At 59.4% G+C, this 26,726-nt stretch carries 22 protein-coding genes, 3 tRNA genes and 1 pseudogene; 9 read left to right on the top strand and 17 right to left on the bottom strand.

All coding sequences use genetic code 11. The features are described from left to right. The first annotated feature begins 4 nt into the window (after positions 1–4). Genes NUH86_RS14945 through NUH86_RS14935 form a run of 3 tightly spaced genes read left to right on the top strand, consistent with a single transcriptional unit; the run spans position 5 to position 2,260 of the window. The gene (locus NUH86_RS14945) at positions 5–1,213 is read left to right on the top strand and encodes an LL-diaminopimelate aminotransferase (protein WP_267250225.1); all 1,209 of its coding nucleotides are present in this window, start codon (positions 5–7) and stop codon (positions 1,211–1,213) included. A 37-nt stretch (positions 1,214–1,250) separates the two neighbouring features. Beyond that, entirely contained in the window at positions 1,251–1,727 is a 477-nt protein-coding gene (locus tag NUH86_RS14940; protein WP_267250224.1) for a DUF2721 domain-containing protein, read from the top strand. Then, positions 1,724–2,260, top strand: coding sequence for a (2Fe-2S)-binding protein (locus tag NUH86_RS14935; RefSeq protein ID WP_267250223.1), 537 nt, complete (start codon positions 1,724–1,726; stop codon positions 2,258–2,260). Before NUH86_RS14940 ends, NUH86_RS14935 begins: the two co-directional genes overlap by 4 nt. A 105-nt stretch (positions 2,261–2,365) precedes the next feature. On the opposite strand, the gene NUH86_RS14930 is transcribed toward NUH86_RS14935, so the two are convergent. Continuing rightward, positions 2,366–3,175, bottom strand: a complete 810-nt coding sequence (locus tag NUH86_RS14930) for a DODA-type extradiol aromatic ring-opening family dioxygenase (RefSeq protein ID WP_267250222.1) — start codon at positions 3,173–3,175, stop codon at positions 2,366–2,368. A gap of 80 nt (positions 3,176–3,255) precedes the next feature. Beyond that, positions 3,256–3,390, bottom strand: a complete 135-nt coding sequence (locus NUH86_RS14925; protein ID WP_267250221.1) for a hypothetical protein — start codon at positions 3,388–3,390, stop codon at positions 3,256–3,258. 115 nt (positions 3,391–3,505) lie between these two features. Here NUH86_RS14925 and NUH86_RS14920 point away from each other — a divergent pair. After that, a tRNA-Thr gene (locus NUH86_RS14920) sits at positions 3,506–3,580 on the top strand. Positions 3,581–3,641: 61 nt separating this feature from the next. Here NUH86_RS14920 and NUH86_RS14915 read toward each other — a convergent pair. The 5 genes from NUH86_RS14915 to paoA are packed head-to-tail and all read right to left on the bottom strand — an operon-like array spanning position 3,642 to position 10,389. After that, positions 3,642–4,439: a S1/P1 nuclease gene (locus NUH86_RS14915; protein ID WP_267250220.1), complete on the bottom strand. Its 798-nt coding sequence runs from the start codon at positions 4,437–4,439 to the stop codon at positions 3,642–3,644. A 59-nt stretch (positions 4,440–4,498) separates the two neighbouring features. Beyond that, complete coding sequence (locus tag NUH86_RS14910) at positions 4,499–6,532, bottom strand: TonB-dependent receptor (protein WP_267250219.1); 2,034 nt, start codon at positions 6,530–6,532, stop codon at positions 4,499–4,501. A gap of 51 nt (positions 6,533–6,583) precedes the next feature. Then, positions 6,584–8,800, bottom strand: a complete 2,217-nt coding sequence (gene paoC, locus NUH86_RS14905; protein ID WP_267250218.1) for an aldehyde oxidoreductase molybdenum-binding subunit PaoC — start codon at positions 8,798–8,800, stop codon at positions 6,584–6,586. 3 nt (positions 8,801–8,803) lie between these two features. Further along, positions 8,804–9,754 carry an FAD binding domain-containing protein gene (locus NUH86_RS14900; RefSeq protein WP_267250217.1) on the bottom strand — a complete coding sequence of 317 codons (951 nt, stop codon included), beginning with the start codon at positions 9,752–9,754 and terminating at the stop codon, positions 8,804–8,806. Further along, positions 9,751–10,389 carry an aldehyde dehydrogenase iron-sulfur subunit PaoA gene (gene paoA, locus NUH86_RS14895; protein WP_267250216.1) on the bottom strand — a complete coding sequence of 213 codons (639 nt, stop codon included), beginning with the start codon at positions 10,387–10,389 and terminating at the stop codon, positions 9,751–9,753. The genes NUH86_RS14900 and paoA overlap by 4 nt, the downstream gene beginning before the upstream one ends. 249 nt (positions 10,390–10,638) lie before the next feature. On the opposite strand from paoA, the gene NUH86_RS14890 reads away from it, so the two are divergent. Next, positions 10,639–10,713, top strand: a tRNA-Gly gene (locus NUH86_RS14890). Between the two features lie 256 nt (positions 10,714–10,969). Here NUH86_RS14890 and NUH86_RS14885 read toward each other — a convergent pair. Continuing rightward, on the bottom strand, positions 10,970–12,064 hold the full coding sequence (locus NUH86_RS14885; RefSeq protein WP_267250215.1) for a hypothetical protein: 1,095 nt from the start codon (positions 12,062–12,064) through the stop codon (positions 10,970–10,972). Positions 12,065–12,264: 200 nt separating this feature from the next. Here NUH86_RS14885 and NUH86_RS14880 point away from each other — a divergent pair, with 200 nt between their 5' ends. Then, positions 12,265–13,614: an IS1380-like element ISSp1 family transposase gene (locus NUH86_RS14880; protein WP_013039775.1), complete on the top strand. Its 1,350-nt coding sequence runs from the start codon at positions 12,265–12,267 to the stop codon at positions 13,612–13,614. Between the two features lie 55 nt (positions 13,615–13,669). On the opposite strand, the gene NUH86_RS14875 is transcribed toward NUH86_RS14880, so the two are convergent. From NUH86_RS14875 to NUH86_RS14865, 3 genes are all read right to left on the bottom strand, one after another. Continuing rightward, entirely contained in the window at positions 13,670–14,536 is an 867-nt protein-coding gene (locus NUH86_RS14875; RefSeq protein ID WP_267250214.1) for a hypothetical protein, read from the bottom strand. Continuing rightward, a complete protein-coding gene (locus tag NUH86_RS14870; RefSeq protein ID WP_267250213.1) occupies positions 14,529–18,704 on the bottom strand; it encodes a hypothetical protein in 4,176 nt (1,391 codons plus the stop codon). Before NUH86_RS14870 ends, NUH86_RS14875 begins: the two co-directional genes overlap by 8 nt. A gap of 238 nt (positions 18,705–18,942) precedes the next feature. Further along, positions 18,943–19,173 (bottom strand): helix-turn-helix domain-containing protein, encoded by a 231-nt coding sequence (locus NUH86_RS14865; protein ID WP_267250212.1) that lies wholly within the window; start codon positions 19,171–19,173, stop codon positions 18,943–18,945. 114 nt (positions 19,174–19,287) lie between these two features. On the opposite strand from NUH86_RS14865, the gene NUH86_RS14860 reads away from it, so the two are divergent. Together NUH86_RS14860 and NUH86_RS14855 are read left to right on the top strand one after the other, a co-directional pair. Further along, entirely contained in the window at positions 19,288–20,070 is a 783-nt protein-coding gene (locus NUH86_RS14860; protein ID WP_267250211.1) for a hypothetical protein, read from the top strand. Positions 20,071–20,262: 192 nt separating this feature from the next. Then, positions 20,263–20,550 (top strand): hypothetical protein, encoded by a 288-nt coding sequence (locus tag NUH86_RS14855; RefSeq protein WP_267250210.1) that lies wholly within the window; start codon positions 20,263–20,265, stop codon positions 20,548–20,550. A 149-nt stretch (positions 20,551–20,699) separates the two neighbouring features. Here NUH86_RS14855 and NUH86_RS14850 read toward each other — a convergent pair whose 3' ends face one another. Both NUH86_RS14850 and NUH86_RS14845 read right to left on the bottom strand, forming a co-directional pair. Continuing rightward, complete coding sequence (locus tag NUH86_RS14850; RefSeq protein WP_267250208.1) at positions 20,700–22,187, bottom strand: hypothetical protein; 1,488 nt, start codon at positions 22,185–22,187, stop codon at positions 20,700–20,702. Between the two features lie 409 nt (positions 22,188–22,596). Then, positions 22,597–23,886 carry a tyrosine-type recombinase/integrase gene (locus NUH86_RS14845; protein ID WP_267250207.1) on the bottom strand — a complete coding sequence of 430 codons (1,290 nt, stop codon included), beginning with the start codon at positions 23,884–23,886 and terminating at the stop codon, positions 22,597–22,599. Between the two features lie 479 nt (positions 23,887–24,365). Here NUH86_RS14845 and NUH86_RS24750 point away from each other — a divergent pair. Next, positions 24,366–24,674, top strand: a pseudogene (locus tag NUH86_RS24750) (hypothetical protein); the annotation flags it as partial. A 103-nt stretch (positions 24,675–24,777) separates the two neighbouring features. Here NUH86_RS24750 and NUH86_RS14835 read toward each other — a convergent pair. The 4 genes from NUH86_RS14835 to NUH86_RS14820 all read right to left on the bottom strand — a co-directional run bounded on the left by NUH86_RS14835 (position 24,778) and on the right by NUH86_RS14820 (position 26,716). Continuing rightward, positions 24,778–24,853 (bottom strand) — tRNA-Phe (locus tag NUH86_RS14835). A gap of 51 nt (positions 24,854–24,904) precedes the next feature. Continuing rightward, entirely contained in the window at positions 24,905–25,099 is a 195-nt protein-coding gene (locus tag NUH86_RS14830; RefSeq protein ID WP_267250206.1) for a DNA gyrase inhibitor YacG, read from the bottom strand. Continuing rightward, positions 25,089–26,078: a ribonuclease gene (locus tag NUH86_RS14825; protein WP_267250205.1), complete on the bottom strand. Its 990-nt coding sequence runs from the start codon at positions 26,076–26,078 to the stop codon at positions 25,089–25,091. The genes NUH86_RS14830 and NUH86_RS14825 overlap by 11 nt, the downstream gene beginning before the upstream one ends. A gap of 65 nt (positions 26,079–26,143) precedes the next feature. Beyond that, positions 26,144–26,716, bottom strand: coding sequence for a Maf family protein (locus NUH86_RS14820; protein ID WP_267250204.1), 573 nt, complete (start codon positions 26,714–26,716; stop codon positions 26,144–26,146). Between the last annotated feature and the right edge of the window lie 10 nt (positions 26,717–26,726).

The raw sequence follows: 26,726 nt of genomic DNA, 5'->3' as shown, positions 1-26,726 counted from the left end.
CCCAATGTCCGAAGAATTCTACCGCATGAAGCGTCTGCCGCCCTATGTCATCGCTGAAGTGAACGCGATGCGGGCCGCCGCGCGAGCCGCGGGGGAGGACATTATCGACTTAGGCATGGGCAATCCCGACCTGCCGCCGCCCGACCATGTGATCGCCAAGCTGTGCGAAGTCGCGCAAAAGCCGAGCGCGCACGGCTATTCCCAGTCGATGGGCATTCCAGGGCTGCGCAAGGCGCAGGCCAATTATTATGGCCGCCGCTTCGGCGTCGATCTGGACCCGGAAACCGAAGTCGTCGTGACCATGGGGTCGAAGGAAGGGCTGGCCAGCCTGGCCACCGCGATCACAGCGCCGGGCGATGTCGTGCTGGCGCCCAACCCCAGCTACCCGATCCACATGTTCGGCTTCATCATCGCGGGCGCGACCATCCGGTCCGTGCCGACCACGCCGGACGAGCATTATTGGCAGGCGCTGGACCGGGCGATGGCCTTCACCGTGCCGCGTCCATCGATCCTGGTGGTCGGTTATCCCAGCAACCCGACGGCGGAGACGGTCGACCTCGCCTTTTACGAGCGGCTGGTCGCCTGGGCGAAGGAGAACAAGGTCTGGGTGCTGTCCGACCTCGCCTATTCAGAGCTTTATTATGACGGCAATCCGACGCCCTCCATCCTTCAGGTGCCGGGTGCCAAGGATGTGGCGGTGGAGTTCACCTCCCTGTCCAAGACCTATTCCATGGCGGGCTGGCGCATCGGCTTCGCGGTGGGCAACACGCAGTTGATCGCGGCGTTGAAGCGGGTGAAATCCTATCTGGACTATGGCGCGTTCACGCCGATCCAGGCGGCGGCCTGTGCGGCGCTCAACGGCCCGCAGGACATCGTACAGAAGAACCGCGAGCTTTATCACAAGCGCCGCGACGTGATGGTGGAGGCCTTTGGCCGGGCGGGATGGGACATTCCCGCGCCCAGGGCGTCGATGTTCGCATGGGCGCCGCTGCCCCCTGCCCTCAAGGATATGGGGAGCCTGGAATTTTCCAAGCAGTTGCTGACCCATGCCAAGGTCGCGGTCGCGCCCGGTGTCGGCTATGGCGAGGATGGCGAGGGCTATGTCCGCATCGCCATGGTGGAAAATGAGCAGCGTCTGCGTCAGGCGGCGCGCAACATCCGTCAATATCTGAAGTCGATGGGTGTCAACACGCCCGCCAAGGGCGCGGCCTGAACGGCGATTGGCGGCTATCGGCCCGATATCAGCGGAAATGATCCCACTTCCCCAGGTCTCCCAGGTCGCGCAGACCATCCAGCTTGCATTGGCCCCCGTGTTCCTGCTGGCGGGCATCGGCGCGTTCCTGAACGTCTGCGTCGGGCGGCTGGCGCGCATCATCGACCGGGCGCGGAAGGTGGAGGAGAAGATCCTCGCCTCCCGCGGCAAGGAACATGACCGCATGGTCAGCGAGATCCGCATGCTGGACCGGCGGATGAGCGTGGTCAACGGCGCGATCTTCCTGACGGTGGCGTCGGCGTGCGCGATCTGTCTGGTGGTCATCCTGCTGTTCGCGGCGAACCTGCTGGGTTCGCATCTGGGCACCCCCATCGCGATCCTGTTCAGCCTGGCCATGACGTTGCAGGCGGCGGGCTTCGCCACCTTCATCCAGGAAATCCGGCTGGCGTCGCGCACCATCCACATCCGCAACGAAGTCCTCTATCACAAGGTCGAGGAAGAGAGCGCGGAATGACGAAATTCACGGTCAACGACCGGCCCGTCCAATATCGCATGGACCCGGCGACGCCGCTGCTGTGGGCCTTGCGGGATGCGTCCAACCTGACCGGGACCAAATATGGCTGCGGAACGGGGGATTGCGGCGCCTGCACGGTCGATATCGACGGGGAAGCGGTGCGATCCTGCCAGGTGACCATCGCCGCCACCGAGGGAAAGTTCGTCACCACCATAGAGGGGCTGTCGCCCGATCGCGGCCATCCGCTGCAACAGGTGTTCGCGGCCGACAATGTCTCCCAATGCGGCTATTGCATCCCCGGCGTCATCATGACGGCTTCCGCGCTGCTGCGGCGGACCAGCGATCCCAGCGATGAGGAAATCGACGCCGCGCTCACCAATATCTGCCGCTGCGGCATCTATCCCCGGTTGCGGGGAGCGATCCAGCATGCCGGGCGCGTGATGCGCGGCGAGGAGGTGGTGGACGCCGTGCCGCCTTCCGGGATCCCGCCCGATGAAGCGGCCAAGGCGGTTCCGGCGTTGCGGAGACCCTAGAGCGATTTCCAGTCAGATGGCATCATCTGACGTTTAAGAAATCGCGGTAAAACAAAGGAATAGAGCGGTCGATCTGATTCAATCAGATCGAAAACCGCTCTAGATTCAGCCGAAGCGATAGCCGGACACGGTCCAGCCCAGCACGGTGCTGGCATGGTCGCGCACCGCCGCATCCTCACCCCCTGCGCCCAATGCGACCATGAGCGGCAGGAGATGCTCTTCGCGCGGATGGGCGAAACGGGCGTGGGGAAGATCGGCCCAGGCTGCGACGCGCCCGGCGCGGATGGCCGGGTCGGGTTCGGTGACGGCGGCGTTCAGGGCGTCGTCCCACAGCTTTGACGGGGCGGTGGCCTGAAAGCCGCGGACACGCAAATTATGGAAGCTCATGCCCGAACCGACGATCAGCACGCCTTCATCGCGCAGCGGCGCCAGCGCCCGGCCGGCGGCGATGTGCGCCTCTGGGTCCAGATCGTGGCGGAGCGAGAGTTGGGCCAGCGGGATGTCGGCCTGCGGCAGCGCCACCTTCATAGGAATGAAGACGCCATGGTCCCAGCCCCGATCCTCCTCCGTGCCAGCGGGAAATCCGGCCTGTTCCAGCAAACCGGCAGCCCGGCGGGCAAGTGCGGGAGCGCCGGGCGCGTCCCAGCGGAGCGTGTAGCTGTGCGGCGGGAAGCCGTAATAGTCGAACAACAGGCCGGGACGTTCGCCGGTGTGGACGGTGAAGCGGCTTTCCTCCCAATGGCCGGAAACCAGCAGGATCGCCTTCGGCCGTTCGGGCAGGGCGGCGATGAGGTTCGCCAGATGGGCCTGCATGGCATGCCATATCGGGTCGCTATGCGGGCGGTCCGGGTCGCTGGGGTCCATGAAAAAGCATGGACCGCCGCCATGCGGAATGAAGAAGGTCGCTTGTCTCATGCGGGATTAGATCGGGGGCATGGAAACCCTGTGCAAGCGGGCCGGAGGAAACGGATTGTTTCGAATGGGAATGCCCGTTGTCAGCCCTTCGAACCCTCCGGTGATAGAGGCGTGTCCCCATCCCGCGATTCGCGCGACTGCGCCTTGCGGCGGCGCAGATTGTCCCGCAACGCCTGCGCCAAACGCTCTTTCCGTTCGTCCTGACCATTTGCCATGGCCACCCCATAAGCAATTTACATCTTCTGCCGCAAGCCGCCTTGACATGGGGCGAGGAGGCGGCCATAGGCCCGGCTCCGCTGGCGCGAGACGCCGGATGGAGCTGAAAATAGTGCTGCCGTAGCTCAGTGGTAGAGCGCATCCTTGGTAAGGCTGAGGTCGTGAGTTCAATCCTCACCGGCAGCACCATTTTCCTCCCGCGACCGGATAGGCGCCTGATTTTCCAATAGCTTGCTTCTTCGGACAGCGCTCATGGCATGTCGCTGGCGGGCACCGCTGAATCGAAAATGGCGTTCAGATAGGCGGCGATGCGCACGCCGCCGCGCCGCAGCCGGTCGTCCAGTTCGGCACGATGCCGATAGACATAGTCCCAGGACAGGTTGGGGTCCGCCGGATAGATCGTCTTGCGCAGGGCGATGCTTTCGCGAACCCATGTCGCCGGGCCGCTGGCGCTCCAGTCGATCGTCTGGTTCGGGGTGATGGAGCGCGACAGCCAGTCCGCATATTCGGAATAGGACAGGGCGCGCTGTCCGATCAGGCCGGAATCCCAGACGGAATGCAGGTTGGTCGCCTCCCCGAAGAAGGTCACTTTCACATCGTTGCCGCCGCGATCGCCGCCGCCGCCCGCGTGCAGCGGCTGATGCAGGTCGCCCATTATGTGGACGATGAAACGCAGCGCCAGGCGGCGGTCCTCCAGCGATGCTTTGGCGTCGCGCAACGTGGCGGTGAAGCGCTTGAGCGCGGTGATCGCATCGCCCTCCTTCGGGGCGTCGGCCGGGCTGTAACGGTCCCCTTCCCTGACCGTGACATAATGCCAGGGGCTGGCGGTCTTGCGCCAGAAGTCGGCGGGGTCGGACTTCATGTCGTCCGGCCAGGTCGCCGCCTCCGCCAGATCCTCGACGCCCAGTAGCAGATGAACCTGCGCACGCGCCGCGCCGCTCAGATTCCGGTCGGCTATGGCGCCGGTGATCCGGTGGCCGACAGGCCCCCAGGCATTGGCGGGCGTGGCGGCAAGGAGCGGCAGGGCGAACAGCAATGAGAAGCGCATGGCGTCTTCATCGCAGCTTTGCCCTGCCTCAACCAGTGCGCTTTTGCGGGACGCCGGGGTTAACCCGCGAAACGCAGGCCGATCCACAATGTCCGGGGCGTGCCGAGGTCGATCGATCCCCCGGCATTGCGCGTGGTCACCTCTTCATCGAAGAGATTTTCGCCGCGCGCGATCAGGGTCACGCCATGGCCGAGGGGCAGGCGCGCCACCGCATCGACCGTCAATGCATGGGGCAGCACGTCAAGCTGCTGGTCGTCCTCATATTGCTTGCTGACATAGCGCAGCGTGGCGGAGACAGCGGGGCCTTGCTTCGGTTCCCAGGCCAGAGTGGCGCTGGCGGAATGGGCGGGGGTCTGCGCAGGGCGAAGGCCGTCAAAGTCCCGGCCTGGCGCACGGACCCGGCTGCGGCTGTACGCATAGGAGGCCGAGAGCAGGACATTCCCGGCGCGGCCGTTGGCGGTCAGTTCGACGCCCTTGGCGGTGATGCGGTCGACATTCTGCCGTTCGCGGTAAATGCCCGCCACGGCGCCCACCAGCGGGAAAGTGCCGCCGGTCCGGGAGATGGTGACGTTGGCGACGGCATTGTCCAGCATGTTGCGGAACAGCGTCACGCCGAGATGGACCGGCCCCAGCGTCATATCGACCCCGCTTTCATAGCCTTTCAGCTTTTCCGGGCGCAGCGCCGCATTGGGACCGGTCGCGTCGGCTCCTACCCGGAACGGCCGGTAAAGCTCGTTGAGCGTTGGCAGGCGGAAGCCGCTATAGGCCGCGCCACGCAGGGCAAAACCGTCGCCGATGCGATAGAGCACCCCGCCCCGCCCCGAAAATTGCCAGTCGGAACGGTCAGCGAAGGCAGCGGCCAGCGTCGACACGCCCGCGCCATTGGCCTGCCGGAAGAAGCCGTTGTCGATGGTCCAACGGTCCGCCCGCACCCCGCCGGTCAGCACCAGCGATCCGATGGTCCAGTCATCCTCGGCAAAGAGGCCGGTCGTCATCTGATCGCCGCCCGCATGGCGGCGAGCGGTCACCGCGCCAGCCGCGCTATAGGCGTCCTCGAACATGTCGCCGGTGGCGAAGCGGGTGTCGGCGCCGATGCGCAGCACATGATCGGGGCCGACCGGCGGGCGCAGCTCGATCTTGCCGCCGATGCCGGTCGAGGGCGTGTTCCGCTGGTCGAGCGACTTGCGGAAGGTGGCGGACGAAACCACGATGTTGGCGAAGTTGCGCGCCTGGATATAGGCCAGCGCATCGACCTGCCACGCCCCGCGGGAAATGAAGCGGATGCTGGCGTCCTGTCCCTCGCTCATGCTGTCCGCGCCCTTGAAGCGCAGGGTGCGCTCATCGTGAAAGATGGTGCCGCGAAACTGGATTTCCGATGTGGCGGACAGCGGCGCGACGGCGCGCACATTGGTCGACCAGCCGTCATAGGCGGCGGGTGCGGTGGCGGCGACGCGCTGGTCCTTCGGCGTGGTCTGGAAACCGTCGCCCCGGTCCCACCGGCCCGAAAGCGAGACATGGCCATGGCCCAGGTCCGGGGTCAGGCCAACGGACAGTTCGGTCGCGTCCCTGCTGCCGTAGAAGGCGCTGGCCGCGAAGGTGGGAAGCTGGTCACGGGTGGCGCTGGCGAGTTCGATGGTCCCGGCCACCGCGCCCGCGCCGAACGCCCCTATCCCGCCGCCGCGCGTCACCCGCACCACCGACAGGCGGTCGGGCACCAGCGCGCTGAACGGGATATAGCCGAAAAAGGGATCGGCCATGGGCACGCCGTCCAGCAGCACCAGCGTCCGGCTGGACGCATTGCCGCCCAGGGCGCGCAATGTCGCCCCCTGCGCGGAAGGATTGGCCGAACGGCTGTCGGAACGGCGGAACTGCTGGAAACCGGCGACATCGCCCAGCGTGCTTTCGATCCGGCCGGAAGCGCTGTTGGTCAGGCGATCCCGGTCGATGATCACCGATCCATAGGCCGGCGTCCCCGGCGGCAGGGAAAGCCCCTCCCCCGTCACGACGATGCGGGCCGGATCGGGCGCTTCCGCCTCTGCGGCGGCGACCGTGGGCAGCGCGGCCAGAGCCAGCGACAGCGGAAGATATTTCATGGCGGCCTTTCCCCTCTTTGGGAGAGGGACTAGGGGCGCCGCCGTGGAAGTTCAAGCAACCCTTTGGCCGGAGGATGCGGCCAATATCTTGTCGATGGTCAGCGGATAGTCGCGCAGGCGGACGCCCGTGGCGTTGTAGATCGCGTTGGCGACCGCCGCCCCTGCCCCGCAAATGCCCAGTTCGCCGACGCCCTTCGCCTTCATGGGCGAGCTTTTGTCGTCCAGTTCATCGATGAACAGCACGTCCTGATCCGGGATGTCGGCATGCACCGGCACCAGATATTCGGCCATGTCGTGATTGACGAAAAAGCCGAAACGGGTGTCGACGCTCAGTTCCTCCATGATCGCCGCGCCGACGCCCATGGTCATCGCGCCGATCACCTGGCTGCGCGCCGATTTGGGGTTGAGGATGCGCCCGGCGGCAAAGGCCCCGCCCATGCGGCGGACGCGAACCTCGGCAGTGTCGATGTCGACCCCCACCTCGCAGAAATGCGCGCCGAAAGTGGCCTGCGCATAGCGCTTGTCGAGATCGCCATATTCCATGCTGTCTTCCGCCCACAGCCCTTCGCGCCCCGCCAGCGTGCCCAGCGGCTGGGACTGGTTGCCCAGGCGCACCAACCCATCCTCGAACTGCGCCTTGTCCGCCGGGAAGCCCGCCTTTTCCGCCAGCTTCGCGCGCAGGGCCATGGCGGCGGCATAGACGCCCGCCGTGGCGCTGTTGGCGCCCCATTGCCCGCCCGACCCGGCCGAGACGGGAAAGCGGCTGTCGCCCAGCCGCACCGTCACCGCCTCCAGCGGCACGCCCAGCATTTCCGCCGCCGTCTGGGCGATGATGGTGTAGCTGCCGGTGCCGATGTCGGTCATGTCGGTTTCGACGACGACATGCCCCTTGGCGTCGACGCCGATGCGCGCGCCCGATTTGCCGACCAGATTGTTGCGGAAGGCGGAGGCGACGCCCATGCCGACCATCCAGCGCCCGTCGCGCACCTGCCCCGGCCTGGGGTTGCGGCGGTTCCAGCCGAAGCGTTCCGCGCCCTGGCGGAGGCATTCGACCAGCTTGCGGCTGGAAAAGGGGCGTTGCGGTCCGGCTTCGGGATCATATTGCACATCGTTGCGGATGCGCAGTTCCACCGGATCGACCCCGCAGGCCTCCGCCAGTTCGTCCATCGCGACTTCCAGCGCGAGCAGGCCCACAGCCTCGCCAGGGGCGCGCATGGCGTTGCCCTCCGGCAGGTCCAGCGTCGACAGGCGATGCGTCGTCAACCGGTTGGCGCCGCGATAGAGCAGGCGCGTCTGCTGTGCCGCCGTCTCCGCGTCGCCGCCGGGCAGGTCGCCGGACCAGACCTCATGGGCGATGGCGTCGATCACGCCATGCTTGTCGGCGCCGATGCGTATGCGCTGAATGGTGGCGGGGCGATGGGTGGTGTTGTTGGGGATTTGCGGCCGGGCGATCGCGACCTTGACCGGACGGCCGACCATGCGTGCGCCGAGCGCCGCCAACAGCGCATCCGCCCGCAGGAACAACTTCGCGCCGAAGCCGCCGCCGATATAGGGCGAGACGAGGCGGATATTCGCCTGCGGGATCTTCAGCGTCTGCGCCATTTCGCCCACGCTCCAGGCGATCATCTGGTTCGCGGTCCAGAGCGTGAGCTTGTCGCCGTTCCAGGCGGCGGTGGTCGCATGCGGCTCCATCATCGCATGGCTCTGGTCGGGGGTGGTATAGCTCCGGTCGATCTTCACCGCCGCTTTTGCGAAGCCGGCGTCGAAATCGCCCGCCTTGGTATCCGCCGGTCCGCCGAAGCCGGGCTTGGGCGCAACCCCCTTGTCGCGCTCCGCCGCCAGGTCGAACCGGCCCTGTTCCGGCGCATAGTCGATGCGGACCAGCCGGGCGGCGTCCCGCGCATTTTCCAGCGTGTCGGCGATCACCAGCGCCACCGCCTGCTCATAATGTTCGACCTGCGGCCCGCCGAGCAGATGGGCGGTGTTGAAATTGCCCTTGCCGAGCGGTCCCGCATTCTGGTGCGTGACGATGCCCAGCACGCCGGGGGCGGTTTCGGCGGCGCGCAGGTCGATGGCGTTGATCCGCCCCTTGGCGATGGCCGAACCGACGATCCAGCCATAGGCGGCGTTGGGCGCGGCATCGTGCCGTTCATAGGCATAGGGCGCGGTGCCGGTGACCTTCGCGGCGCCGTCTATCCGGTCATGGGGTTTGCCGATGACGCGGCCCCGGTCGATCGGGTTGGTGGTGGCTGGCGTGTCGAACTTCATGGCTCAGGCCCCCTTCTGACGGTAGAGCGAGGCAAGGGCGCGGGCGGTCAGTTGCTGCTTGAACGCATTGTGCGCGGTGGGGCGTGCGCCGCTGAGCGCAGCCTCGGAGACGGCTGCCGCGCCGGAGGGTGCCGCGGCGTCGGCGGCGTCGGTGCGCCAGGGCTTGGCCCCTATGCCGCCGAAAGCGAAGCGCGCCCGGCCATCCTTCCCGAACACCGCCGCGACGGACACCAGCGCGAAGGCATAGGAAGCGCGGTCGCGCACCTTGCGATAGACATGGGTGCCGCCCAACGGCTTGGGCAGGGTGACGGAGGTGATGAGTTCGCCGGGCCTCAGGGCATTTTCGATATGCGGCGTCTCGCCGGGCAGCAGGTGGAAATCGGCCATCGGGATGGACCGGCGACCGCCATCGGCGCCCACCGTGTCGACCTGCGCGTCCAGCAGGCGAAGCGCCACCGCCATGTCCGACGGGTGCTGCGCGATGCAGGCTTCGCTGGTGCCCAGGATCGCCAGACTGCGGCTCATGCCCTTGAGCGCGCCGCAGCCGCTGCCGGGCTGGCGCTTGTTGCAGGGCATATGCGTGTCGTAGAAATAGGGACAGCGGGTGCGCTGGAGCAGGTTGCCGCCCGTCGTCGCCTTGTTGCGGAGCTGCCCCGAAGCGCCCGCCAGCAGGGCGCGGCTCAACACCGCATAATCGCGGCGGACCAGTTTGTCGGCGGCCAGATCGGTATTGCGGACCATCGCCCCGATCCGCAGGCCACCCTCCGCCGTCGGCTCGATCCGGTCGAGGCCGAGATGATTGACGTCGATCAGATGGGTCGGCGTCTCGATCTGGAGCTTCATCAGGTCGAGCAGATTGGTGCCGCCCGCGATGAAACGCGCGCCCTGGGTGCTGGCGGCTGCCTTCGCCGCTTCCTCGACGGTGGCGGCGCGGCTGTAGGTGAAGGGCCTCATGCCTTTTCCTCCCCGGCGACGTCGCGGATTGCCGCGACGATGTTGGGATAGGCGGCGCAGCGGCAGATATTGCCGCTCATCCGCTCGCGCACTTCGCTGTCGGAAAAGGCGACGCGGTCGAGATCTTCGGTGGCGTGGCTGGGGATGCCCGCCTCGATCTCCTCCAGCACCGCCACCGCCGAGCAGATCTGGCCGGGCGTGCAATAGCCGCATTGATAGCCGTCATGGGTGATGAAGGCGCGCTGCATCGGGTGGAGCTTTTCGGGCGTGCCAAGCCCTTCGATGGTCGTCACATGATCGCCCTCATGCATGACGGCGAGGGTAAGGCAGCTATTGATCCGCCGCCCTTCGACGATCACGGTGCAGGCGCCGCACTGGCCATGATCGCAGCCCTTCTTCGTGCCGGTCAGGTGCAGATGTTCCCGCAACGCATCGAGCAGGGTCGTGCGCGGATCGAGCTGAAGATGCACTTCCCGGCCGTTCACGCTCAATCCCACGGCACTTATCGGGGCTTTGTCCTTCCGGCGTTGCGGCCGGCCGGGGGGGGCGGCCTGCGCTTCATCCAGCAGGGGAAGGACGGCGGCGGCGGCGCCGCCGGCCTGCAAAAGGCCGCGACGGGTCAACGGTTCCGGCATGCGATGCTCTACTCCTCTACCCCTCCGAACGAAGCGTGGGGCGATCCTATCCGTCGTTGCATTGATCAGGTTGGCGAAAGAGTAGCAGATGGCCACGCCACGCCAAGATGCAAGATTGCGCCCCGTCTTTTGTGCAAAAGGGTTCGGTCGGGAAAAAAATGATTTTGTGCAGATTCTCCCTTGCCGAGGTAGGAAGCCGCTGCTAGTTGCCCCCCACCCGCCGAGAGGACACTTCCTCCGGCCGCCAGAGCGGGCGTAGCTCAGGGGTAGAGCACAACCTTGCCAAGGTTGGGGTCGAGGGTTCGAATCCCTTCGCCCGCTCCAAGTTTTTCAAGGGTTTAGAGGCAATTAGGCCACCCTTCCGGAAAACGCCCCACCATATCCCCACTCGACAGCTTTGAAATCCCCACGAGTTTCCCCACTCGCGCGATTTGTAGCCTGCTGCCTTCGGGGTGGGGGTGCCTGCCCATTTTTCGTTGATCAGTTGCAGGGGGTGCCCCCCCGTGGGGGGGAGGGGTAAATTCCCCACTTTCATTCTGGCTTCGAAATCCGCCTCTCGCGCTAGCTAAAAAATTCAGATTTAACCCACCTCATTGTCGATCAGGCTTGCCATAGACAAAGCGGGAGCAACTGCTTGCGCTAATTTCTCGGACATTCCCGCAATGATCATCAGTGAGTCCCGATAGGCGTCAACCCTCTGTCTTTCAGGATAAATTCTAGCAAACGATGTCGTTATCACACGCAACTTCTCTAGCCATTTTTCCTCCGAATCCTCGCAGGCGCAAGCCAACAAGATTTGACGGGTAAGAGAGCTTTTGGAATCAATATCGTTATCTTTGAAGCGCCTGAAAACGATGTTGATTAGATCATCTGACAGGCCTGAGTCGCGCCATCTTGCGGCAATGTGCAAATTCATCTCGACTGCATGGATGAACTGTTCTCCGTTTAGAGATTCGACAATCTCAGCTACCCTGTTGCGATAGTCGCAGCGCCTCGACTCCGGGATTTCGAAAGAAACTTGCAGCTTCAACATACGGTCTAACCAGGCGGCGGGGTCACTACCGTTCAGCATTTCAAATAGGTTATCAACATTCTCCTCGTCGAGTTCGGTCAGGCCGTTCCAGCTCTCTAGAAATGGCGAAAACTGAGTGGCCGCCCAAAGCATCAGATTGGCTTGCCTCTCATCCAGATATTTCATCATTCCCGTCCCTAAATCGGTCCAATTTGAGGGTCTAAGGTCGTCTGGAATTGATTGCACAGCCTCAACCGAGCGCCGAAAAATTTCGGCAGTGAGCGTCGACGCCTGGAGATAAATTGCTTGCCAGTATGGCTCGATTTGCAAATCTCGATAGTCCGACAACCTAGCTCGATATTGAAATGCCCCTAAGACCCTATCATGGAGGTCCGGGCGCTGAACATTGTGCTGATCTAGAATGCGGGCAATGTGGGCCGCGTGAAGGAGCTTCGCTAACCGCTGGGCATATAATGGCCAGTCATGCAAGGTGCGCTCTTTGCTCCAACAAGCTGTCGCAGCTACATAGGTGATGTGAACATCGCCGACCCCTTGCCTGAAGATTTTGCTGTCTGGCTTCCAAAGAAGCGACAAGGCCTTTGTGGCTCTGGTGATGGCCTTGCCATTTGCATGGCTGCAACAAGCAATTTCAAGTGCTGCCAAAACTGAGAGCGGGTCAGGCGAGGAAACTAGATATTCAAACAGCGCCCAACGTTCTTTGGCAGGCAGGCCTAGCCCGCCTTATTCACCAAAAGTGTCCTGAAGGGTTGGCGGGAGTGGCGTAAGCCTCTGATCTGAATTAGGAACTGGGTGTCTAAGCCGAACCTGCCGCAGGGCAGAAAATGCCACGGGCCACACCCGCCATGAACGATGATATCGCAAGCTCATTTGGATTCCCAGCAGTCGGCCGCAAGAAAATCACAGCTGCGTTCGACGGTGGCCGGCTTACCTCGGATGGCGGTGTTCTACTGCTTGCACAGGCCGAGCGCGCGATGGGGATTTGCCAGCGCCTGGCGGCTTGTATTGCCGATCCGCGCGATCCAGCGCGGGTGATCCATCGCCTGGATGACATTCTGCGTGCCCGTGTGTTCGCGATTGCGTGCGGCTATGAGGATGCCGATGATCTCGATGCTCTGCGCGACGATCCAGGCTTCCGCCTGGCGCTCGGCAAGCTGCCGGAATCGGGCGCGGGGCTGGCCAGCCAACCGACGATGAGCCGGTGGGAAAATGCACCGACTACGCGCGAACTGGCCAGCATGATGGCCGCGATGATCGACATCTACTGCGCCAGCTATCCCGCCCCTCCGACAGCGGTCACGCTGGATATCGACGACACGTGCGACGTCGTGCATGGCTATCAACAGCTCTCGTTCTGGAACGGGCATCATGGGGAGCGCTGCTTCCTACCGATCCATATCTACGACACCGCGACCGGCAGGCCGGTGGCCATGCTGCTGCGCACAGGCAAGACGCCTTCTGGAAAGGAGGCGGCGGGGCACATCCGACGCCTGGTGCGTCACCTGCGCCGTAATTGGCCCGATACCCACATCACTATCCGCGGCGACGGGCACTATGGTCGACCCGAGGTCATGGCCTACTGCGATGCGGCCCGCGTCGATTACGTGTTCGGCCTGCCCACCAATTCAGCGCTGCGCGCCGATCCCGCCATTGTTGCGGTCGCCGATGCCTGCGCGGTCAAGCGCGCCCAGCGTCAGTGTCCCGTCCTGCGCAACTATGCCGAGACCCGCTATGGGGCAAAGACCTGGAAGTGCCAGCGTCGCGTCGTTGCACGGATCGAGGCCAGCACGCTGGGCATGGACATCCGCTATGTCGTCACCTCGTTGGCAACAGGATCGGCCGAGCACATCTACGACACGCTCTACTGCGCGCGTGGTCAGGCCGAGAACCTGATCAAGCGCCACAAGTCCCAGCTCGCCAGCGACCGAACCTCGTGCCGCTCGGCCAATGCCAATCAGATGCGCCTGATACTGCACACTGCCGCATACTGGCTGCTATGGCGCATCCAGCAGGCGATGCCCAGGACCGCTGCTCTGGCAAGCGCGGAGTTTACCACCTTGCGCCTGCGGCTGCTCAAGGTCGCTGCGCGCGTCGTAGAAAGTGCTAGCCGCATCCGCATTGCCTTCGCTTCCGCCTGTCCGGATGCCGACCTGTTCCGCGCCCTCGTTCTCCGGCTGAAGCCTGCGCCGACGTAGCCCATGCGGCAGCGCCGCAGAACTCCGAGCCCAGCCCTTCAACCCGAAAAGCCCATCAATCCGAATGCGGTGAAACAAACGCCAGCGATGCCGGTCGTCCGCGCAATACAGCCAGCCGCAGCAAATGCCCAGAGCGGGCCCGAAACCGAGCGTCGTGAATAAGAGAGGCTAGTGCAGCCTCACCGATAAGGTTACCTCCCAAAATGGCGATTGGCGCTGCCAGCCTCAAACGGCGAGCAAGGTGCCGCCCCTTAAGCTGTTTGGCCTCATCCAGCCATGATTTTTGAAAATTGGGAAGGCTGTCGGGAAGTTTGGTTAAGCCAACTAAATCCATCAGGTAAGCGGGCGTTGCCCGCGCCAGAATGTCAATCGTTGCGCTTTCCTCAACAAGATCGTTTGAGATTTCTGATAGATCGACTTCAGCGTGATTCTGAAGCTCCGTTTCCAAGGCCAGATACTCGGCTTGGGTCACTGGCCTTTTATTAATGATCCTTCGCCAGTGGGCCTCTCGGTGCGCTTCAAATCTTCCGTCCGCGAAAAGCTGAGTTAGGCACTTTTGCCGTGCGGGCTTATCCTTCCCAAGCAATGCGACGTTTGAGAATCTCGCTCCCTTGTTACCTTTGATGATTTCCGCAGAGCCATCTGAATTTAGTCTGACAGCATCACTGACCTTCAACCCCTTATGTGAGGAAAGGTCTGGCGTTTCGCCGTCTGCGATTGCCTGAAGCGTCTCAAGCAAGTGATCCCGCAAAACGCGGGTGTCGAATATGCGGACAGTGTCGTCCGTCGCTAGGCCGATCTTGTTTAGCAAATCGGGAATTCTGAGGAGCGGCTGGGACAGGCTTTGCGGCAACTTTTGAAGCGTTTCCGTGAGGAAGTATCGTGTGATCTCCTCTTGGGTAGGTTCGATTGAGCTACCCATCGGCTTCCACCTCGCTCAAATCGACGGGCTTGGAAAGGCTTTCGAACAATGCCTTTGCTACAGCCTCCATCACTCCAGGATCACGCCTTTCCTCTCTTGGGCCAACGTAATTATCGAACCAGTTTTGATACTTCTCGACATGGCTTTCGGGCAGCATGAACGCACTTCCGAACATATAAACCGAACTGCGCGTGACTTCCTGCACCCACACATCTCGATCAGTGGAGTTGTCCTTAGCTGACCAAGCGCGAACATCGGGGATCATGTCATAGAGATAAGTCGCGGCCCGCATCGCATGATCGACTTCCCCAATCTCCGACCACACGTGGCGAATAGCGATAGCGATAGAAAGCACGGAAGATCGAAACCAGTGCCTTTCTTCGGGCAGCTTTATCAGCCCTCTTATAAGCGGGAGGTGGATCGAATTTCGAATTTGGCGCAATTTTGCGTTCGGACCGACATTCCAGTTGCTGGCGCAAGCAGCCTTTACCAACTCTTGAAAGTCCACTGGCACCAGCGCGAAGCCGCCCTCATATAACTTCTCAATCGCGCGTTGAAACTCGGCGTTAGTGATCGCACCTTTCGCCTCCAGGTGTCTCAAAACGTCAAGGGAAATAGCTGTGTTTACAGAGGTTTCCGCTCTGTCAGTGAATGTGCCGTTCTTGTTCAGTGCTCGGTCGTCGCAGACAAAAAGGGTTGCTCCGCTGATATCTTGGAGCGCATTGAAAAGCGGCCCTATCTCGCGCCGGGTGTCTTCGTCCTCGGATTGCGTAGTATCCTCAGAAGTAAGTTTTCCGATCCTAATCGTGCCATTTTCTATGGCCGCCGCCACTGAAGCCCTTAGCTGCTCAATTTGATCTCGAACCGCCGCAGCCCGTGTGCTGTTTGCAATTTCACGGTTCGCCAACTCCTCAACGTCAGGAAGGATAACCAGTTGCCCAAACGCGCTCTTCAGTCGGGGCAAGATTTCAGCATCCGCCAGATAATGCGAAGCGGTCATGGACAAATATAAAGGCTTACCGGGTGCCAAACTTGGTTCGCTAGGCCATTCCTCACCACTGCCAAAGATCGCCGCTAAAGCCTCGTTGGCCACTGCGTCGCTCAGATCGCCGGTCTCATTCAGCTTCGCAATTAGCCCTTTGGGACTCACTAGCCTGTCTGCAAACCGACTAGGATCGATGGTTTCTTTGAGCTTGCCGGGCGGGTGTAGAGGGGCCGTATCAATTACATAACCATCTGTTCTCATTGCAGTCTGATAGAGCCTTGCAAACTCTGCTCCGACTTCACCTTCCAACTCCTCGCCCGCATGGTCGCATTTTTCGATGGTTAGTGTTTGTGCTGCAATAAGCCTTTTGATCTCTTGCGCCTGCTGGACTCTGCTTGGCTGGGTATGTCGCGCCTCTGAGTAGTCCTGAAAAATCTGAGACATCGTGCCTGCGGGGAGAACAACCTGACTAATCGCGCTGAGTGTCTTGTCTAGAATCCCGATTGATTGAAGGGTGAGCAATGAGGTGACATCAAACGAAATGACCGGATCATCGGGCAGTTTCCAGAAAAGCCGATTTCCTGCATAGGCAGGAATGAGGTTGTGTTTTCGTGGGTCTGTATTCTGGCGATTTTCCCAAGACTGCCCGAGATAAATCGAACTCAATGTCACGTTCAAAGGCTTCGCAGCTAAGGAAAGTGGAAGCTCAGCCGCCATGATCATAGCGCTTAGCTTTTCACCGCGTTCTTGGCTTTCACGCATTAGCTCAACGGCGTCGTCGATATCCTTCGTCCAAACAGGTCCATCTTCTTCGGACCCGTCAATGGCGGCCTTGAGCCAGCCGCTTACCTCAGCATTGCCCTCAGCACCCATGTTTAGTGCAGCATGATATGCAGCCAGGAATAGCTGCGGGCTATGATCCTCTTTATCCAGCGCTGCCCTTACCAGCGGAAGCGCCGATGGGCTTTCCAACGCGGTTGCAAGCTGAGCCGCGCTCATCAACGTCCTTGAACTGCGATTCTCTCTCGCGGAAAGCTCTGATTGTAAAAACGGCTCAAGCTCGCTCCATCGCCCGAGTTCGAGCAATATGCTCACTCGAAGCTGTCGGATGTTGTGATTGTCGGCTCCTTCAGCGTTAAGCCTGTCCAATACGGCCAAGGCTTTCGACAATTCGCCCTGCCTTTGAAATTTCCAAGCCTGATGAATGCCTAGGTGATGATGCTGGGGAATGTAATCAGCCAACGTATCCAGAAACTCATCTAGCTCCTCGGTTTGGCCATTCCACAGGAAAGCATCGCAAGCCTTCGCCGCATCGCCCAGCTGGTGCTTCCTCTGCCAAAGCAACGCAAGAAAGTGCCCTAATCGCGAGTCCTTCTTCGCGGAGAGGGAAGATATCAGGATTTCCAGATCATGCGTTTTGTCACTTTGTTCAAAGAGAGTCAGTCTGGCAGAGATCGAATTAGCACCTTGATGCTCGTCTATCGTCGCTTTCAAAAAGTCATAAAAATCGGGTTCAACAGATGACTGGCTTTGCTCCAAAAGCTCAAGAGCCTCATTGACACGATCGGATTTTGCCAGTGCCTCGATCCGAATTCCGATAACCTCCTCGGTCTTCATGAAGGCAGTGAGGCCAACTTCATGTCGTCCGACAAATTCCGCCACCTTTGCAGGGTCATTGCTTCGCATAACGAATGCAAAGGCCGTTCGAAGTTGCCTTGTATCCAGCCCACCGAAACTCTCAGCATGAGCGAGCTGCGCCTTGAGGTCAGACCAATCGAAATCGATATTGTAAAGTAGGGCTAGGGGGGCGATGTCGACGGCCCTATTGGGATCAGAAAGTCTAGCTCTCAAATCTGCCTCAGCACTTTGTCGCTCAGGGGCATCCCGAAGGGAGAGTCTTAGGCCTAATATCTGCTGATCGAGAATCGCCAACAAATCGTCTGCGTTGAGATCGATACATAATCTCAACAACTCTTGAAAATTTGAGATTGCTTCTGAAAGGAGTTGTTGGCCAGTTTGATCATTTCGATAATCATCGGGTCGGGGGATTAAACCGTGTGTCTTTAGAAAACGAGCAGCTACATCGGGAGCCATCGCCAACGCCATGCAGAGCCGCCCGTGCTCGAACAGGATAAGGGGATTTTCATCTATCTGATCGGGAGTGGCACTATGCAGAAGGTCTTTGGCTTCGGTATGCTGCGCTAACTCAGACATTCGCATTGAAAGCCAAAGCAGAGCATGTCCGGTCAGTTCGTTCGCGCTATGATGCTCAGTATAGTATGCAATTGCCTTTTCGCTGCCATCGCGCAGACATATAGCTTGGATGAACATGCTGATCGACGCGGGATCGACTCTACCGCGCAACAGCTTTAGGGCTGAGTCGAAGTCCTTCTGCAACATAAGCAGCCGGGCACGCTCAGCCGTCACGTCGATGTCGCAAATCGAAGTGGCACTTTCAAGTGCAGCGCTAGCTTCATCAATCAATTCATCTCTGGCGAATATGATTGCCAGTTCCCTGAAGGCTTCCGCCCTAATTGTGGGCGTGCCGAAGCTAAGGCCTTTCCGAAGGCGGCCTGCAAATGATCGCCCATCATCTATCAGCTTATCATCTTGAATGAATCGGCGTCGTTTGAAGCGCTTGGTTTCCTCCAATATCGCATTGTCGATAGCGACTTCATCAACCTGACTGCGTATGTCTAGGCTATCGGATGCAAATCCTTTCTGGGAAATCTCCGCAATCTTGCTGCTTAAGTCTGCAAAACCGGCAGATATGTTCTGCACTAACTCAGTCTTGGCATCTGAAATCTGGCTAGTCAGCGTCTCAAGCAGAATTCTGTCGCCGGGGGTGAGATAGGCCACCAGAGTTGCGAACGTGAAGGCAACCGCATCTTCCAGCAATCTCTCACCAAAAGGTGCTGTGCCTTCATAAAGCTCTGCATCGTCAAACAGACTTGCATAAAGCACGCGTGCCGATTGGCATTCTTCCGAGATGTCTTCGTTCGCAAATGTCTTGCGGGTTGCGCCTTTGACGAGTTCAACTACGCGATCATCTGAAATGAAATGACTGGCGTTTTCTGTGTCAAAGCTCGCTGGGCGATCCGAGAAATACCCTTTCAGCTTAACCCAAATCGTTTGAGGCAGCTTTTCCGCATCGCCCTTCAAGACAGCAAGAGCTTCATCCATTTCTCTGTCTGCGGTGCCCAATGTGCTTAGATCGGCACAGGCCGCCCCGCGTCTTACCCATTGGGTGCGGAAAAACTCCAGCGTAGGCTTTATGCCCGCTGAAACTCCCGCCTTCGCTACAGCTACCCCAGTTGACACAGGGTCCAAACAGCACCTCTCAAGCTAATCTAGTAGGTCGGCTCAAGTTTTGCCGATGCCTTTGCGATTAGCAGCGACTGACATGTTGTTGAACAAGCAATTATTCGCTTGGCGGAAGCCCTTTGGTTAGCAGGGCTACATCGCATCGGAGCGCTGTGCATAAACGGCAAAGAACGGTGAAAGTCACGTTGCGTTCGCCACGTTCAACCGCGCCGTAATAGGAACGATCAACGTCCGCCACCAATGCAAGAGCCTCCTGCGTCAGGCCGATGCTCTTTCGTTGCGCCCTGATCCTGTTGCCCAGTTCGTGAAGGATCGCCTTCTCGTTCATCCGGCAGCATAGGCGACAAATGGGGACTATTGGTCCACGGTCTATTGTATATCATTCTTGACCTTTTGGCCTTTCCAAGCAATCTTACGGAGCCGTAACATAGGAGGAAATGGCATGCTTTTGCAAATGGGCTCGAAGTGCGCAATCAGCGCTGCTCTGCTTGCTGTTGCACTGTTTCCTATTGGGAATGGCGAGGCCAAAACCTTCTATCAAATACAAGCTAAGCCGACGCAAAAAGATTCTGAGAAATGGCTGAACGGCAATCAATATGTTGATGATGTTATGCCCAATTCCATAGTCAGAATAGTCAGTATCAGAGACACCCTTCCTGATAAGCAATCCACATTCCGCGTCTATATCAAACATACCTTCGCGGATAATGTGATCTTTGGTCCTGACGATATCAAGATTTCATTTTCCGGTGGAAGTCAGATTTCGATGATACCTTATGAAGAGTTAGAGGGGCGGCTGAGAAGGGACATTAAACGCAGAAGCTTTCTTGCAGCGATGGGCGGCGCCTTGTCGGCTGGCGGGGCTAACGGATATACATCAGGAACATTCGGGTACAGCGGCACGACCAGCACCGGGACGCAGTATAACGGCACTGGCATGTACTCCGGCTATGATCCGGCGCTCGCTCAACAGCAGCGGCAAGCCGCACAACGCCAACAGAACTCCACCGATGCCGCAATCCGTGCTCGTGATGCCTCCGGGGGCGCTGCTTTAGCTGGCCTCATACGGAAGAGCACAGTTAGGCCCGGTGAAGGCTTTGGTGGCACCGTCGCTTATGAGATTCCTGCTTCGATCAAAAAACCGGCAGAAGTGCCTGTGAGCATCATCGTCCAAGTTGGAACTGATGAACACAAAATCCCCGCCGGCATTTTTCCCATCCGGTGAAATTTTTCTGCACAAATCAAATTTCAGAAGGCTGCCCTTTGCCCGTTTAGAGGCGCAGGAGGTGCAATGTGCGGCTGGCAGGCGGGGGAAACGTCCGATCAGTCAAAACTAACGCTGAGCGGCCTTCTGAGGCGCTTCTGCGCCACATTGAGCCAACGTTCTGAGGATTGAGGTTGAAAAGGCTCCTACGGCATGGACGAAGGCGATATCCACGAGGCTTCCTCGAACAATTCCAAATCGATAATGTGGATTTCTCTTCTCTTCCTTGGGTTAGGCTACCTGATTGGCGGTTTGATCGAAGGGGATCGAAAAGAGCAAGCCGCCCTCAACTGGACTGTCCGAACAACGGCCGATTGTGAGAGTTCGTATAAAGCGGAGGAATTCGATAACGTCACGGATTGCGTCAAGGAAACGATCGCAGCGTTGAAGGAGGAAAAGCGCGACGAGGCGCGTACGGAAGATCATGACCCAAGAAGATGAGTTTCACCGATTTCTATCGGTTTTGCCCATCATCCCTGACAGGTTAAGAGGGAGGCCGATCTTCCGGTTCTTATGAGTTCCTATAAATGGAATAGGGGCCTCCCCGAGAGGTTCGTTATTGTTTAATATTCCTTACTCTTCTCCCTTCATTAACCTTTCAATGCTGGCTCCTTCTCCAATCTCCGGACATAGGCATCAATCATCATCGTTTTTAATCGATCTCGTTTGTCGTTTGTTGTGATGAAGGAATCATGGACCGAAAGAACCATAAAGCCTTCATGCATCGCGCTTGATATTATCTCCAAGGCAATATCGGATTCCAACCGCATCAATCGAAGGCCCGCCCCCGTCCTGAAAGAACTGGCAATCGGCTCGTGCCGTGCCTCGATCAAGGCTACAAGCTTAGTAATCGAGATATCCGGGGGAAAGACCATATCCGCAGGCCGTTCAACAGCTTCCGGTCTACCTCTACCGTTTATCAAGATTTGCATCAGCCATTTGATGCAAGGACGGTATGTAGCGGCCCTTACTCCTGTCGCCGCTTCATAGGTCGAGATTTCGGAAATCGAATAGAGTTCGCCGTCACCGTCTAGCCCCCTTTCATGGTACAACATGCGTGGGTGACAATTCTTGTAGTCTACTTCGACCGTTGGCTCCCCATTTATCGTGATCGCTTGTCGCAAACTTTCGGGAATGTTCATCCACCAGCCGCCAAATAGCCTTCCTCCTTCATCGAATTTAGGATGGTCCGCATCGCCATTGTTGAAAACTCTGTAGATGTCCGTCGAAAACAACTCCGGCAGGCGGTAAGGTGCTCCTTTCATTCCAGATTCCGCATTGCGATCAGCTAGCCACAACTCCAACTCGGCGGCAGACAAACCAAGCGCAATTTCCTGCTGTCGATAGAAGGCGTTGATCGCCTCCAATGTGTCGGTCCATTCCTGCGTTTCCGCGGTTGGAGAAAAATTGATCCGCTCGCCTTTGCGGACATAGACCAATCCACCTTTGTACCACTTGAATTCGGGTCCTGGCTTTGGAGCAAAAAGCTGAACGAGCCCATTAACTGGCATTCGTCGTTCGATTGAATCAGTTGATATGCCGTAATCCAATGCCATATGGATGAAATCATCGGTGATCCAATAGGATGATGCCCACGACTTCTTATCCGAATTCCAAGGCATCTTTTTGCCCTTGATAGCCCTAACCAATCCCGCATCGGACAGGGCCTTTACGACATCGCCAAGCGCTCCATGCTTCATCCAAGTCGGTTTGTCTTTATACTGTTCAGCATCGGCCTTGGTGAAATAGAGGACCGCAGGGGGAAGGCGAAAGAAGTGGCCCCGTAATCCATTTGCCACAAGCTTTCGGATACGAACCGCCAGTGCCTTACGTCCCCGTTTCCGTCGCCTTGGCCGTACCGCGTCGTAAATTTCGAGAATGCGAGCCGTTAAGGCGGAGCCTTCGGGATCGCGCAGGTCTATGTTTTCATCAAAGAAGGTGCCCGTGCCGGAAGCGATGGGCATCATTTGGTCCACTAGGCTTGCACGATCGACGGAATATTCCTGAGCGATTTCGCCAAGGGTTGGCCGGGCAAGAGAACCCGACCCCGGTTGAGGTAGTTCGTGGTTAAATTTCATGGCTGGCCTCAAGCGACCAGAGCAGCAATAAAGGTCTCCACCTCGTCTGCGACATAGCGGGCACACGACCCTATGTAGCGAGGCTCCAAATCGAAAATATGGGGGAGATTGTGTTTGCGCTTGTAGCGCTGGCCACGGACCCAAGAGGGCGACAGGTTTAGGCGACGAGCGACATCTTTATCGCTGTAGAAAGCAGGATTCATCGATATGATCACGCTGAAAGCAAGGAAACACCGACCGAGATTAATTTCTCGTATCGGGCCTTGGGATTCAGACGTCCTTGATAAAGAAGACGGTTGAGGATTGTCTTCCTATGCCAACATTATACATCGAAAATCGCAAAAAATCAATAGGCGGCTGCACAGGTGGCAATATCTTCTTTTTCACCTCCGCTCGCCCCTCTGCCAGACTAGTCAAAACCAGCAACTTCAGAAGCGCCGCCGTCCACTCCTAAGTCATCTGAATCCGCTGACTTGTTCCCATTCTGACTGCGAGGAGTTCCGAAAATTCGGGCTGCCTCAATATCCCCCAGGTTGACGGCATAATGCCTCGCCAGCATCGCGGTGCCTGAATGTCCGAGCCGTCCCGCAATCGTTCGCGCGTCTATGTTCCTTTTCATGAGGATAGTTGCGTGGCTCCGGCGCAAATCATGCAATCGCACGTCTTCCAAGCCAGATTCCTTCCATAGGCGCGTGAGAGATCGCTTCAAGGTCGTCATCGAAATGGGAAACAGCCGCTTATCACCCTCAGCCCGCTCCAGTTTCTCGAGAGCGGCAAGAATCTCCAACATCTCCTGCGTGCATGTCACAAACCGTGGTTTGTTCGTCTTGGTATTCTTGACCTCGATAACGATGATCTCCTCATCCACCTTCCTCACCTGATCCCAAGTCAGACAGAGAATTTCGGCCCGCCGCATTCCTGAGTTGTATGCCCATGCGACATAGTGCCGTAGCCAACCCCGGATTTGCTGGGGCGTCTGCTCCTTCTTTTCCTCCTGCTCCGCCTCAATCTTGTCCGCAGCTTTCAATATTCCTTCCCATTCGTCATCGGTCACGAAACGCTGCCTTGGCTCGATTCCCTTAATCCGGTCGGTCCGATCCGTGGGGTTCTTCTCAATGATCCCGCTACGAACCGCGTCGTTCATGATGGCGTTGAATGTTGCTAATTGCCGCTGGACGGTGGCCGGTTTCAGGTTTGCACTCTGCTTCCCTATCCAACGATTGACGTCCGATACGGTAATGGCGTTCAATGCCTTTTTGCCAAAAGCTGGGCCGAGGGCCGATTTGATATGCCCGTTCGTGACCCCATAGCCCTTCATGGTTGGCTTCTTCCGCTCAAGCCATTCTGAGGCATATTTCGCAAAAGTGTCGACCTCTACCGCTTCCAATGGCTCGCCACGGTCAGCCAAGCCTTGCAGGCGATCACGCTCAATCACGAGTTGCTGCCAGTCCCACGATGACCGCTTGCCCAGCTTATGCTCGACAGCGCCGCGAGCCGTGATTGTTCTTCCGTTATAGAAGCCCCCACGCGGCATCCTGATTTTGACCCAGACGGTAGCGCCATTGGCTCCCTTGAATATGCCGATACCGTCGCAGTAGCTGGGGCGTTTCGCCATTTTCGGAGGAAGCCCAGCCTCAAACTGCTCAAACTTGGCGAACCGGCTGGGACGGCCAACAGGACGCTTAACATCTCTCGTCATTGCAATTCCCTTCCCCTGCTGGCGCAAGATAGCTAGTGGGGAATTTAGTGGGGTGATCGCAAAATGCTAGCCAGATCGAGAGATTTGTTACCCCACTCGATCCCCACCCGGAACGCTGTTAAATAGCTAGGTTGCCATATAACACCAGAAACAACGTGGTTTTATAAACATCCCGTTTCCGGTAACAGCAATAACGCCAATGATCGTAGGTAACATCAGCTGCCTACCTTGCCAAGGTTGGGGTCGAGGGTTCGAATCCCTTCGCCCGCTCCAAAAATCGCAGAAATCTGCGATTTTCCAAATCTTCGGTTTTCCCGAATACCAAAAATCCCGATATACGGATCGCATACGGATATCCGGATTTGGGGACGGAATTTTGGAAAAATCGGGTCTTAACGATTCTGCATCGGACGCAAACGATCACACTGGTCGCAAAGGTCGTCAGGGAAATAACATCCTAGAATCAAAGTCTTTTCGGAATGGAGGAATCTACCTCTTCCATCGAGGGGACTAAAAAAAACCGCATTCACAGAGTCGTCGGTCGTGAAAGCGACGGCGTGACCCGCCAGCAAGCAGAAGACATGATTGCCACCCTCAGGACGAGGGCTAGGGAAGAACGGCTGGACCTGCCCAAAGGCCGTAAGATAGCCATGGCGTTCAAGGAAGCTGCGGACGGCTACATCAAGCGCCTCAAGGAAGAAGGCGGGAAAACAATCGACCGCAAAGAGCGAATGCTGGAACTCTATCTTACGCCCGCGCTCGGCAACAAGCCCCTGTCCAAAATCACTTCATCGGACCTTGCTGTTTACCGCGCCCAGCGCAAAAAATTACATACGGGAATGAACACCACTCACTCGGCGAATATAAAATCGTTATTTTTCAGTATGTTAATGGTGCCCGGGGACGGAGTCGAACCGCCGACACTGCGATTTTCAGTCGCATGCTCTACCAACTGAGCTACCCGGGCACGGGCGACGGTGAGGACCACCTGTCGTTTGGTGAGGCGTGCCTATAGGCATCAGTCCCGGGTGCTGTCTACCCCATCATCGTCACTTTTTTTCATCTCGTCCGAAGCGGGTGCGCCAGGGACGCGATAGCCCTCGCCCAGCCATTGCAGCAGGTCGCGGTCGCGGCAGGCCTTTCCGCAGAAAGGGCGGGTTTCGGGGTGTGACGGCTGGCCGCAGACCGGGCAGGAGGAGGCTTTAGGCGACATGGCCCGCCGATATGGTCAATGCCGCGTCCGCCTTCAAGCTGATCGCGCCGCCGCGGCGGCGGGCGAGTTGTTCGATCCAGTCCGTCGCCTTGTGCAGGCGGTCGATGATCGCAGGGGCTGCGGTGATCGTCGCGGGACCGCCATTGCCGTGGCGTTCGGCACGGCGGAGGAGGGCCAGGGCAGCCGTCTCGACCGGATCGGCGCGGAGCAGTTCCATAAGGTTCATCCGTTCCCGGCGGCGGATGACCTGGACGAAGCCGAAGCCGTTGACCGCCGTGCGCTCGAACGGGAGAGGCAGATATTTGTCGATCTGGGCCGAAGCGACGGCGCGCTCGTCCTTGTTGTTCATCGTCGGCAAGTCGATGCCGATCGATCCGGTCAGGCTCATGCGGCGGATCGCCTGCGCCGCCAGTTTCGCGCCCTTGGGGCCAAGCTTGGCGGGCGGGAGCGAGCCGTCGACATCGATCAGGATCATCGCGGGCGTCGGGAAGATGCGTAGCGCCGCTTCCTCGGTGCCGATCTCGCCGGAGATCGCCTCTTCCATCAATTCGCTCCAGCCATGGGCCTCGAAGCGGTCTTCCTCATGCGCGGGGCAAGGCACGACGGGGATGCCGGTGGCGCGGATGCGCTGAAGCAGGCTGGGGGCGGGATGCGCTTTCGAGCCGGGCTGGGCGATGCGCGCCTTGGCGAGCTTGGCGCGGCCTTCCTCCGCTATGGCTTCGCGCAGGATTTCGAGGAGGACGGTGGCGCCCTCCGCGATTTTCGGCGGGATCGGTTCGACCAGCGCTTCCTCGCCGGAAGTCAGGCGGGCGATGCCGCGCTTTTTCGGGATGACGGTGCGGATCAGCTTGCCCTGCACGACCGCGCCTGCGCGGGCGGCGTCGCTTTCCCGTTCGACCTGCGCTTCGACCAGGCGGCCCTTTTCGATCAGCGCGGCGCGGGCCTCGCCAATGCCTTCTTCATAGAGCCATTCGGCCATAGCTGTTCAGTCCTGTTGGTCGCGATTGCCGAGCCGGGAAATGTGCCATTCCCCTTGCAATCACTCTAGTCCAATGGGTAGCCCGCTGCCTTCAGCAGCGCGCGGGTTTCGTAAAGGGGCAGGCCCATGATCGCGCTATGGCTGCCCTGGATGGCGCGGATCAGGCCCGCGGCGCGGCCCTGGATCGCATAGCCTCCTGCCTTGCCGTGCCATTCCTCCGACGCGATATAGGCTTCGATTTCGGTGCGATCGAGGCGTTTGAAGATGACGATATTGGTCGAGAGGCGATGGCGCGCCTTGCCCTCCGCATCGATCAGGGTGATCGCGCTCAGGACGCGGTGGCGGCGGCCTGACAGGAGTTCGAGGCATTTGCGCGCTTCGGCCTCGCTCTCCGCCTTGGGCAGGATGCGGCGGCCTGCCGCGACCACCGTGTCGCCGGAGAGGACCAGCGCGCCGGGGTGGCGAGCTGCGACCAACGCGCCCTTTTCGGCAGCGACGCGGGCCGCGTAGGCGGCGGGAAGTTCGCCCTTCAGGGGTGTTTCGTCGAGGTCAGCCGGGTCCACCGCGTCCGGAGACGCGCCGATCTGACCCAGAAGTTCACACCGTCTGGGAGAAGCCGAAGCAAGGATGAGCCGCATCGAAAAAGCG

Source organism: Sphingobium sp. JS3065, from assembly GCF_026427355.1.
GTDB lineage: Bacteria > Pseudomonadota > Alphaproteobacteria > Sphingomonadales > Sphingomonadaceae > Sphingobium.
Note: the sequence above shows the minus strand (reverse complement) of the source record. Positions and strands in the feature narration are given on the sequence as shown.